Origin of the sequence: Providencia sp. PROV033, from assembly GCF_028484855.1 — a bacterium.
GTDB lineage: Bacteria > Pseudomonadota > Gammaproteobacteria > Enterobacterales > Enterobacteriaceae > Providencia > Providencia alcalifaciens.
The window spans coordinates 1-10,852 of sequence record NZ_JAMPSW010000107.1; the positions used below are offsets into that span (position 1 = coordinate 1).

General features: G+C 38.9%; 10 protein-coding genes. 7 read left to right on the top strand and 3 right to left on the bottom strand.

The genetic code is table 11. The annotated features are described in order from the left end of the window. The 3 genes from PSF16_RS14755 to PSF16_RS14765 all read left to right on the top strand — a co-directional run. On the top strand, nt 1-1,415 hold a 1,415-nt coding region (locus PSF16_RS14755), incomplete at its 5' end, for a surface lipoprotein assembly modifier (protein WP_272689539.1). 18 nt (nt 1,416-1,433) lie between these two features. Further along, nucleotides 1,434-4,463, top strand: coding sequence for a TonB-dependent receptor domain-containing protein (locus PSF16_RS14760; protein WP_272689540.1), 3,030 nt, complete (start codon nt 1,434-1,436; stop codon nt 4,461-4,463). Nucleotides 4,464-4,515: 52 nt separating this feature from the next. Further along, nucleotides 4,516-5,295 carry an energy transducer TonB gene (locus PSF16_RS14765; protein ID WP_006661817.1) on the top strand — a complete coding sequence of 260 codons (780 nt, stop codon included), beginning with the start codon at nt 4,516-4,518 and terminating at the stop codon, nt 5,293-5,295. A 53-nt stretch (nt 5,296-5,348) separates the two neighbouring features. Here the strand turns inward: PSF16_RS14765 and minE are convergent, their stop codons facing one another. Genes minE through minC form a run of 3 tightly spaced genes read right to left on the bottom strand, consistent with a single transcriptional unit; the run spans nt 5,349 to nt 7,213 of the window. After that, nucleotides 5,349-5,645, bottom strand: coding sequence for a cell division topological specificity factor MinE (minE, locus tag PSF16_RS14770; protein ID WP_006659910.1), 297 nt, complete (start codon nt 5,643-5,645; stop codon nt 5,349-5,351). A 3-nt stretch (nt 5,646-5,648) separates the two neighbouring features. After that, nucleotides 5,649-6,464, bottom strand: coding sequence for a septum site-determining protein MinD (gene minD, locus PSF16_RS14775; protein WP_036948201.1), 816 nt, complete (start codon nt 6,462-6,464; stop codon nt 5,649-5,651). Between the two features lie 23 nt (nt 6,465-6,487). Then, the gene (gene minC / locus PSF16_RS14780; RefSeq protein ID WP_272689541.1) at nt 6,488-7,213 is read right to left on the bottom strand and encodes a septum site-determining protein MinC; all 726 of its coding nucleotides are present in this window, start codon (nt 7,211-7,213) and stop codon (nt 6,488-6,490) included. Between the two features lie 129 nt (nt 7,214-7,342). On the opposite strand from minC, the gene PSF16_RS14785 reads away from it, so the two are divergent. The 4 genes from PSF16_RS14785 to PSF16_RS14800 are packed head-to-tail and all read left to right on the top strand — an operon-like array spanning nt 7,343 to nt 9,903. Continuing rightward, nucleotides 7,343-7,612 carry a YcgL domain-containing protein gene (locus tag PSF16_RS14785; protein WP_006661816.1) on the top strand — a complete coding sequence of 90 codons (270 nt, stop codon included), beginning with the start codon at nt 7,343-7,345 and terminating at the stop codon, nt 7,610-7,612. 49 nt (nt 7,613-7,661) lie between these two features. After that, entirely contained in the window at nt 7,662-8,765 is a 1,104-nt protein-coding gene (locus PSF16_RS14790) for a lytic murein transglycosylase (RefSeq protein ID WP_036975794.1), read from the top strand. A gap of 20 nt (nt 8,766-8,785) precedes the next feature. Beyond that, a complete protein-coding gene (locus PSF16_RS14795; protein WP_272689542.1) occupies nt 8,786-9,442 on the top strand; it encodes a fumarylacetoacetate hydrolase family protein in 657 nt (218 codons plus the stop codon). Between the two features lie 20 nt (nt 9,443-9,462). Next, a complete protein-coding gene (locus tag PSF16_RS14800; RefSeq protein ID WP_006661815.1) occupies nt 9,463-9,903 on the top strand; it encodes a YcgN family cysteine cluster protein in 441 nt (146 codons plus the stop codon). Nucleotides 9,904-10,852 lie beyond the last annotated feature (949 nt).

The following is a 10,852-nucleotide window of genomic DNA, read 5'->3' on the forward strand; positions in this document are numbered from 1 at the left end:
GGCGGATGAAAAAAATAATCAACAAGATTGAAATATTAATTATATTATTGTTTTCTATGAATTCATTTTCTGAGAAAAATTATGGGCATCAGCAATATGAACAGATAATTGAAGTTTTAACTGAAATAAATAACACAAGAAATAAAGCGCCCACAATAATCCCAGTTAAAATAAATAAAACTGTCGACGACCTTGGTTTTATTCTTTATGATTTAGTTAACCGGCAAAAATTCCAGCAAATCGATAGAATATTACCTGACTATCTGAATGATGAAAATCATGATAAAGGTATGTTGGATTATATTTCAGCAGAAAGAGCTTATTTTAATGGTGATTATCCATTAGCACTAAAATTTTATTTGAAAATAGTCAATGGTAACCCTGACTCAGTCTTTTCTGAAATGAAATTGGCTCATGTCTATATAAAAAACAGTTATCATCGTGAAGCATTAAGTTTATATAAAAAGATAAAAGATAAATATCGAGTCAATTTACCGGAAGACCGAATCAAGCAGATAGACAAAGAAATCACAGCATTAGAAAAACGTGGTCATTGGCAGGGAAATTTCAATGCGGATTTAAAGTATGACACAAACTATACTGAGGCTCATGGTAACAAGGAACAGCAATGTGGCGCGATCTGGTGTATGCAAGGCAGTGAAATTAAATCTGGTTTAGTGTACGGGTTTTCAGGAAATGCCAATAAAATCCTTTGGCAATATCGAGGTCACTCGCTGTTAGCCAGTATGGGTGGAAATGTATGGGAATACCCACATCGCTCAGTAAAAAGGCGCTTTTCGAGTTACTCATCAATAAGCTATCAGTATCTTTATGGGAATAAAAAGATCACGTTTTCACCTATTGCAGATATCAATTGGCGGGGGCATTTGTTTGATCATTACAGTGTAGGTGCAAGCATTACTGGGGTATATTTTCCCAGTAATAAGCTTTATTTGCTATCTAACCTGGCATATAAAAATCAAACTTTCTTTGGTAAACGAACATCACGTTCAGGCTATGATATTAATTACAGTATGACCGCTATTTATTCGATTAACCCACAATGGAGTGTATTCTCAAATATATATGGCGGTAAAAATATTGAAAAATATAAAAGTGATAGCTACCAAGTGTCAGGGTTAACAGTGGGCTCAATTAATGCCGTTGGCTCGAATAAGTTAGTCAATAAACTAACAAGCAGCAATTATGATTTTTTTGATTTCGATAGTGCACTTAATACAAAACGTAGTGATGATTCGTGGGAATTAAATAGCCAAATAACATTATTAGAACATACGTTTCTATCATTAACACCAACGTTCTATGTTAATTACAAATTCAATGATAGCAGTGCAAGAATAAGCTATTCCTATAATAAAAGCGAAGTGGGTTTAAATTTAAGTAAAACATTTTAGTTTGCATTGAGATTTAATATGAAAGTAACAACAGTGGTGGCAATGCAAATTGCCACAGGGTTAACAATGGGTGTCATTTCACTTTCGTCTTATGCCAGCTCAAGGGAACAGGTGGGCAATATACAGGTAAAAGACCAAATCGACACGATTAAGCAACGTGACCAAAAAGGTGCGGATGACCAATATGATAGAGATGAATCCAATATTTATATCAGTAAAGAAGCAGCCGAACGTTATAAAGGTACTAACCCTGCCGATATTTTAAATCATGGCGTTGGGGTTTATAGCGGAGATGCGCGTAATAGTGGGGCATTAGACCCAAATGTTCGCGGCATTCAAGGGCAAGGGCGCGTACCCGTCACGGTAGATGGTACAGAGCAAGCCATTACGGTGTGGCGCGGCTACAACGGAGCCAATAATCGTAATTATGTTGACCCTAATATGATCAGTAGCATCACAGTGATAAAAAGCCCGATGTTAGATCGTGATATTCGTACTTCTATTGGTGGTGGCGTTGCGGTTAAAACCCTCAGTATTGATGATATCGTCCCATCAGATGAACATTTTGCTGTCGATCTTAAATTGGAAACACGCACTAATTCGACAAAGCCTCGAATTAACCAGTTGCATCTTGGAAGCGATTACCGCGATGACCCAGAGCTGATGGAGAGTGCAGCCAATTATAATGATAGTCTGTCGTTAGTGAAGTTCCGAGACCCTAAGACAGTGGTAGAGCCAGATCAACCAGGAAGTTCTAATTTCTTTAATTTAAAAGACAGTGCGATGCGAGTGGCTCTGGGGTTACGGCAAGATAAATTTAACTTGCTATTTGCTTATAGTCATCGAAACCAAGGTAACTACTTTGCAGGGCGTCATGGTGCAAACTATTTCCGCAAGCCTATTGTCACTCGAGACAAGAGATATTCTAGTAAAACATTAGACCCTAATGTCCCCTTTGTTGCCAATGTCTACTTACCGACCAAAGAAGTAGGGAATACCTCCAGTAATATCGAAACTTTCCTTCAAAAAATGAATTTGCAGCTCTCTGAATCACAGAGTGTCTCCCTCGGCTATGTACATACTAAAAGCCATTATGGGGAGATTATGCCCTCGCAAATTCGTTTTCATGACTTGGCAGGGGAAATTCCCCAATGGCCGTTGGCAAATCTTAGCTTAGGCTCTTTCTATGTTAACTATGGATTTAAACCCAGTGAACAACCGTTTATTGATTTTCAGTTAAGTTATTGGCTAACAAAAATGGATTTAAACTCCAATACGGCGGGTGACTTGCCTAGGCAAGCGATGGAGTATGACTGGTATGTAAATGGTAATCGTAGAAATCCACATGTTAATGGGAAATTAGTGGATGGAATAAAACTGAGTCAACTCAATGATAGACAAGGGATTTCCTTATCTAATAAGACCCAATTACTGCCTAGCTTTGATGTGACTTTTATTGGTAACTTTACGAATGAGAAAATTCACAGTCATGATGATATTTATGACCCTAATGCGGAAATACCTAAATACAGTACATTTCGAGCGATACCTCGTGAAGGAAAGCGCCAAGAGTACAGTGGAGCAATTAGATTGGATTGGCGACCAACGGATTGGCTACATGTCAATGCAGGTATTCAGTATCAAAATTATTGGTCGCGAGATTTATTAAGAGAACGCCGATTAAAAGTAAAAGATGAGCGCTTTGCTGTGCATCAAATTGAGACAGCCATGAACTTTGAATACTCTCGACCGTTAACGGAAGAGGAAGCGCGTAAAGTGAGAGAATATGTGGATAGTCAAGGGCGTACTTTTGATGGTTACAATAAGATAGGTCTCTGGCCGGACAGTAGCATTGGTACATCTAAAATTGAATGGTTTGTCGCAGAAGCGTTATCACTCCCTAAGTATTCCCTAAAAAAAGCCGAACACTATTATACAATCCAAGAAGAGCATGAAGGATTTCGTATTACCGGATTCGACTATATCAAATGGCGAGTGGATGAAGATGGCAAACTCACTGCGGAGAATAACCCATTCTATAATGGGGAAATTGACCTATCAGAAGAAGTGATTGACCCGATTAGCCAGAAAAAAGTCAAAGCAATTATTGCTTATCGTGCTCCAAATAAAGAATGGGATTATATTTCAGTCGACGAGAACCAAAAGTATAAAAACCCAGGTAAACGTATTAATTCCGCGTGGAGTCCATCAATAGGGGGATCTGTCTACCTCTCCGATAATGACCGAGTGTTTGCGCGTTACGCCGAAACCGTTAGAATGCCCAGTATTTTTGAAGATACCATCGGTTTTTCTGGCGGAGGTAAAGTCACTATAGTGCATCGCCCCTTTAAGCCAGAACGCAGCCATACTTTTGAAATCGGTTATGTACGTAATTTGCAAAGTTGGTTAAAAGCAGAAAATGCCGCCGATTTTAGAATCAACTATTACCATAATATTATCGATAATGCGTTTGACCGTGATGGTAATTTGGTTTTTGCGCAAATGGATCAGCACAGAACCGCCGGATTAGAAGTGTTAGCTCGCTATGATAATGGGCGTTTCTTTGGCGATTTAGGGGTAGATTTCCGGCTGAAAAATGAAGTCTGTGATGATGCTTCGATGGCTCGTTTAGACCCGTTGAACAAGTATAAAGGGTCAAGTTGTACTGAAGGCGGTTTCCCGCATGGTTACCTCCGAACCCAGTTACAACCTAAATACAGCATCCATACTAATCTCGGTATGCGCTTCTTTAATGAAAGTTTGGAAGTTGGCGGGCGTGTTCGGTATCACGCCAAGACAGAAAATAAAGATGAAGCACAGATGGCGAGCAAGTTTGGTCCTTCTTATTCACCGTTAAACAATAATCCGATGAGTTGGAATGCGGTATTTGTCACGGATGCTTATGTTACCTACCAAGTGAATAAAAACCTGTTAGTGGAGTTATTAGCTTCTAACGTATTAAACGAATATTACATTGACCCATTGACGCGTAGCATGATGCCTGCGCCGGGGAGATCCCTTCGTTTAAGTGTGACCAGTCACTTCTAAGGCTCAGCCCCCAGCAAAGCATATTTGCTGGGGGCTGATTAGGAATATCGCCATGAATTATTTTCGAATTTATTATGGATTACCGCTTTCTGGCTTATTACACGGCACCATTATTTATTTCTGTTTTTTTGCATTCAATTCATTGTCATTCAAAATGACTGCGCCGTTGATTTCTCCAGTGGTGACCGTCGCGTTAACCCAGTTTTTAGTTGAGCAACAAGTGAGTATCCCCCAAGAAAGCCAATCGGTAACTGGCGGTGAACTCAATGCCATTGAGGAGTTTGAGCACGCGAATATCAAGGTCAGCAAGCAGCGTAGCCATCAAGATAATGCCTCAAATACCGTCGCTGATAAAACACCAAAAGAGGTGAAATCTGAAAAACGTAATCTTGTAAAAAATAAGGCTAAACCGGAAGAAAAAACCAAGAAAGACAGTTCTCGGGATGATTTGCAAACCCAAAAAGCAAAAGAAGGCGAAAACACAGCAAATTCTTTAGCAGCAGGGCAGCAAGGTGATCTATCACATTTTTCTGATGGTGAAAATAACACTAATGCCAAACAGCGCTATCTAGACCAGATCAAACGGGAAATTGATAGCCATAAACAGTACCCGCGACGAGCACGAAAAATGCGTATGCAAGGGGATATTCAAGTTCAGTTTGATGTCACAGAGAAAGGTGAATTGGTCAATACGAAAGTGCTGGATTCAGAAATGAGCCCATTTTTTGAACAGGCGATATTAGATGCAATTAAGCGTTGCAAACCTTTGGGTAAACCACCAGAGGATATGAACAGGCAGTTGAAATTAGAGATTAATTTTAAATTAGATTAGAGAAATGAGGTAAAAATCAAGCCGCTATAGTGGTATAGCGGCATTGTACAATATTACTGTTCTGCTGGTTTTGTCTCTTTAACATCTTTACCTTCCTCTGCTTCAGGAAGAGTGACGTTTAATTCGAGAACAGAAATATCATCATCTTTTTGTTCAAATTGTACGGATAACATTTCTGGGTCAACTTGAACATACTTGCAAATAACTTGCAAAATATCTCGCTTCATATCAGCAAGATAAGCTGGCTCACTATCACCGCGGCGACGTTCAGCAACGATGATCTGCAGTCGCTCTTTTGCGATATTTGCTGTCGTCTTTTTTCTCGACAGAAAGAAATCCAATAAAGCCATTATTTATCCCCCAAATAGACGCTTTAAGAAGCCTTTTTTCTCTTCTTCAATGAAACGCATAGGGCGATCTTCACCTAAAATACGTTCTACACAGTCGCTATATGCTTGTCCTGCTTCAGAGTCAGAGTCCAGAATGACAGGTTCACCTTGGTTTGATGAACGTAAAACAGACTGATCTTCTGGGATCACACCCACTAATGGAATGCACAGAATTTCCAAAACGTCTTCCATACTCAGCATATCACCACGAGTCACCCGACCTGGGTTATAGCGAGTTAACAATAAACGCTCTTTAATTGGGTCTTGACCTTGTTCTGCGCGGCGTGATTTAGAGGATAAAATCCCTAAAATACGGTCTGAGTCACGAACAGAAGAGACTTCTGGGTTAGTTGTGATAATGGCTTCATCAGCAAAATACAACGCCATTAATGCGCCACTCTCAATACCGGCAGGAGAGTCACAGATAATAAAGTCAAACGCCATTTCGTTGCTGAGTTCATCCAGAATTTTTTCAACACCTTCACGAGTCAGCGCATCTTTATCACGAGTTTGTGATGCAGGCAGAATATAAAGGTTTTCAGTGCGTTTATCTTTGATTAACGCCTGATTAAGAGTTGCATCACCTTGGATAACGTTAACGAAGTCATAGACTACTCGACGTTCACACCCCATGATTAGGTCAAGGTTACGCAGACCGATATCGAAATCGATAACTACGGTTTTCTTCCCTTTTTGAGCTAGGCCGGTAGCTATGGCCGCGCTTGAAGTGGTTTTACCAACGCCACCTTTACCAGAAGTAACAACAATTATGCGTGCCATGAATAATTCCTTGTAAATAAGGTCTAATTTAAGTATTCAATATTAAGTTTGTTATCAACTAAACAAAGTTTAGCTGCTTTGGCGAGAAATTCAGTAGGTATCTGATCACTCAGCCAATACTCGCCTGCAATCGACACTAGCTCTGCTTGCAAATGAGTACAATAAATCTGGCTTTCCATATCACCAGAGGCACCAGCAAGGGCACGACCTCTCATAACGCCATAGATATGAATATTACCATCTGCTAATAATTCTGCACCTGCACTAACATTACTTGTGACGATGAGATCACTATTTGGCGCATAAATACGCTGACCTGAACGAACAGGAGTATTGATAATACGGGTTTTGCGATAAGCAGATTCGATAGGAGCAGGTTGCGGGGCAATATCAGATTTCGCAAAAGAGACGTCATCTGTTGAAGGTTCTGGCGCTTTTTTGCTTTTACCTTCAATAAGCACTGGCAAGCCCGCTTCATTGATCTTTTGTCTTAACAGTGGATCAGTACAACCACTGACGCCCACAATTCGAAGACCAGCAGAGACAATCGCTTTGTGAATACTGTACATATCCGCGTGATGCGTTAATTCTGCAACATTAATAACAACTGGGGCATTTTTAAGAAAATCAGGAGCCTGACTTACTTTGTCTTGCAGCGCTTTTTTGATGAGTTTAGGCTCTTCACTGTGTAAGTGAATGACTGAAAGAGTAAAACTGCTGCCTTTAAGTTCTATTGGCGATTGTGGCATCTATCTAGACTCAGCAAATTAAAATTTCCGAAACAATCCTCGGGTGAAGATACTCAGTAAAACAATAGCATGTTATAGTTACTGCATACTTCAAGCAAGCTTACGAACCAAGAAAAAGAGTTAAATATAATGATTTGTGCAATTTATAGAAGCCCGAACCGTGATCAAACTTATTTATATATCGAAAAAAAAGATGATTTTTCACGCGTTCCTGAAGAACTCCTTAAACAGTTTGGCAAACCTCAATTCTCAATGTTAATTTCGTTAGATAAACGTGAAAAGCTGGCTAATGCTGATATTGAGCGAGTTCGCGCTGATCTCCAAGACGTTGGTTATTACTTGCAATTCCCACCTCCGGTCGAAGATTTACTTTCTGAATACCGTGAACTAAACGACTAAGACAATTTAGGAAGATCCTTAAAAAGCCATTATCGTCAGGAGGATAAAAATGAAGCCAACGTTATTATATACATTAGTCGCTGGTCTACTTTTAGCAAGTTGCAGTGCGCCACATACTCAAACTACTGCAACCCATGCGAATGAAACGCGAACTCTGACAACGGCACAAGAGGCTGCGATTGAAAAAGAAATTATCGCATTGGATAAAGCATTTCCGATTGAACAACGAGAACCTTCCCAGTTTCCAGCGTATGTGGAGTTGTTGAAACAACATGCGATTGCTCAAGGTATTAAACAATCTACGATTGATCGTGGTTTCGCTAATATTTACTTCCTAGAACGTGTTGTAAAAGCGGATAAAGGGCAGCCTGAAAAGCGTGCTACAGTGACATTAGCAAGTTATCTAAAAAATGTTTTGCCACAATCTCGCATTAATATGGGTGTGGAAAAATATTATGAAAACCAAGCTGTTCTGAATGCCGTTAGCCAGAAATATGGTGTACCACCTCAATATATTGTTTCTTTATGGGGACTTGAAAGTGGTTTTGGTCGTTCACAGGGTAAAGAAGATGTCATTTCTGCTCTCGCAACACTCTCTTTCGAAGGTCGCCGCGAAGCTCTATTTAGTAAGCAATTATTGGCTGCATTGGAAATCATGGATAAAGGTTATATTCCTGAAGATCAACAGCTGAAAGGCTCATGGGCGGGTGCAATGGGTCAAAGCCAATTTATGCCAACATCTTATCTATCTTATGCAGCGGATGGTGATGGTGATGGCAAAATGGATATCTGGAATAATAAAGCGGATGTTTTTGCTTCTATTGCTAATTATTTATCAACGGAAGGATGGCAATCTGCATTACCATGGGGCTACCAAGTCTCTTTGCCCGCTGATTTTAACCGTCGTTTAGAAGGCGTTAAAACGGAACAAGGTAAAACAGTTCAGGAATGGGAACAGTTAGGCGTTAAACTACCTGCATTTTCCCGGTTATCACCAGAGATAAAAACTTGGGTGGTCATTCCCGATGATCCAGAAGGTCGAACTTTCTTAGTCACCCAAAACTTCCGCACGATTATGCATTGGAATCGTTCATATTATTTCGCATTAAGTGTTTGTATGATGGCGGATGGTATCGCTACAAAAATACAATAACGATAATAGGAGTTACCGATATGTATCAACATCGCGACTGGCAAGGTGCTTTATTAGATTTCCCTGCCAATAAAGTAGTTTGTGTGGGTAGTAACTATGCAAAACATATTAAAGAAATGGGGTCAGCATTACCGGAAGAGCCCGTTTTATTTATTAAACCTGAAACAGCACTGTGTGATGTAAACCAACCGATTGTGATCCCTAAAGATTTAGGTTCTGTCCATCATGAAGTAGAGATGGCTATTTTAATTGGTATGCCGCTAAAAAATGCGGATGAAGACCGAGTTGCCCGTGCAATAGCCGGTTATGCCGTTGCGCTTGATCTAACGCTGAGAGATTTACAAGCGAAATTTAAGAAAGCAGGGCAACCTTGGGAGAAAAGCAAAGCCTTTGATGGTTCTTGCCCGATTTCTGGTTTTATTCCTGTTAGTGGTACAAGTGACTTACAAAATATGTCATTGAGTTTAGAGATCAACGGTGAAGTTCGTCAGTCTGGGTCGACTCGTGATATGATCACGCCAGTTTTACCGCTGATTAGCTATATGTCCCGCTTCTTTACCCTCCGTCCTGGCGACATTATTTTAACAGGAACACCAGACGGTGTTGGTCCGCTGGTTTCTGGGGATATGTTAACGCTAACGATTAATGATAACTCACTGACCACTAGAGTCATTTAAGTATAGGATTTTGCAGTATTATGTCTCAGTTTTTCTGGCAGGTTAAAACCTTAGATGAAATGACCGATGAAGAGTGGGAATCGCTCTGTGATGGATGTGGGCAATGTTGTTTACACAAACTGATAGATGAAGATACCGATGAGATCTATTTCACTAATGTGGCTTGTAACCAATTAAATATTAAAACCTGTCAGTGCAAGCATTATGCAGATCGTTTCAAATATGAAGCAGATTGCATCAAATTGACACGGGACAATTTAGAAACATTTGCTTGGTTACCGAGCACCTGTGCCTATCGTTTGCTTATGGAAGGAAAATCACTTCCTGCATGGCATCCATTGAAAACAGGTTCAAAAGCTGCAATGCATAATGAAGGTATTTCTGTTCGCCACATTGCTGTACGAGAAATTGATGTGGTGGAATGGGAGGATCATATTATGAATCATCCTAATGCTAGATAACATTTTATTGTGCCCCCTCAAAAAGCCCGCTTAGTGCGGGTTTTTTATTAACTAAATGAATAGGGGATAGAAAATACGACAAATATTATATTTACCAGCCAATTAATCGACTTAATCAGCAAATAACGTCTTTGCTATATCAATCAGAATTAATAAGATATGCATGAAATGGATTTTGTTCATTAATGGTTTTAAAAATGTTAAATATTTATTAATATCAAATATTCTAATATTCAACTCATCTAATGCATACACCTGAATTATTTAAACCATATTTCATATCTTGTTGAAATAAAATATTTTTTAAGCCATTTATTTCAAATATCATCTTGCATTTTTGTTATCAATTTAATGAGTTGATGTGATTTAAATAGCACTATTATTAGCGTTATTGTCACGATTGTTCATGAATATACGGAGTAAAATAGTTAGTCTTAAAATAGAATAGCACTTAGCTTTAAATGCTTTTTTGCCCAAAATCGATACATAAGGTAAATCATAAACACAAAATATGTGTTTTTAGGAATATTCCTAATATGTATTTTTCAGGCAATTTTTATAAATTTGGTCGAATTGATTGCCTTATAGAATTCCTTTATATATCAATAAATTATAGATATTTTCCAAATTTTGAGGCAGATCAAGTTTTTGGCAAGAAAATACTACTTATTTAGTATTGTCAGATCAGAAATGATAATTTCCTCTAACATAGATTCACGTCCCGATACTCTTAAATAGACTAAATCATTAAAGCCTAATTATATAATGTAAGCATTATCTTGCGGTTTTTATGATTTTTTATCACAAATCTCTTGTCCTATTCATTAACGTGTTTTCCTAATTGTCACTATAGCGAAATTACAACCTAATAACTTTCGATTTCACGAATTTTTATCCTTACTTATAGCGCAATAAAGTTATAGATAATTCATTCACACCAATAGAGAGT

Coding starts and splice junctions, on each gene's coding strand:
- PSF16_RS14760 (WP_272689540.1), top strand. CDS start 1,434: ATGAAAGTAACAACAGTGGTGGCAATGCAAATTGCCACAGGGTTAACA.
- PSF16_RS14765 (WP_006661817.1), top strand. CDS start 4,516: ATGAATTATTTTCGAATTTATTATGGATTACCGCTTTCTGGCTTATTA.
- minE (WP_006659910.1), bottom strand. CDS start 5,645: ATGGCTTTATTGGATTTCTTTCTGTCGAGAAAAAAGACGACAGCAAAT.
- minD (WP_036948201.1), bottom strand. CDS start 6,464: ATGGCACGCATAATTGTTGTTACTTCTGGTAAAGGTGGCGTTGGTAAA.
- minC (WP_272689541.1), bottom strand. CDS start 7,213: ATGCCACAATCGCCAATAGAACTTAAAGGCAGCAGTTTTACTCTTTCA.
- PSF16_RS14785 (WP_006661816.1), top strand. CDS start 7,343: ATGATTTGTGCAATTTATAGAAGCCCGAACCGTGATCAAACTTATTTA.
- PSF16_RS14790 (WP_036975794.1), top strand. CDS start 7,662: ATGAAGCCAACGTTATTATATACATTAGTCGCTGGTCTACTTTTAGCA.
- PSF16_RS14795 (WP_272689542.1), top strand. CDS start 8,786: ATGTATCAACATCGCGACTGGCAAGGTGCTTTATTAGATTTCCCTGCC.
- PSF16_RS14800 (WP_006661815.1), top strand. CDS start 9,463: ATGTCTCAGTTTTTCTGGCAGGTTAAAACCTTAGATGAAATGACCGAT.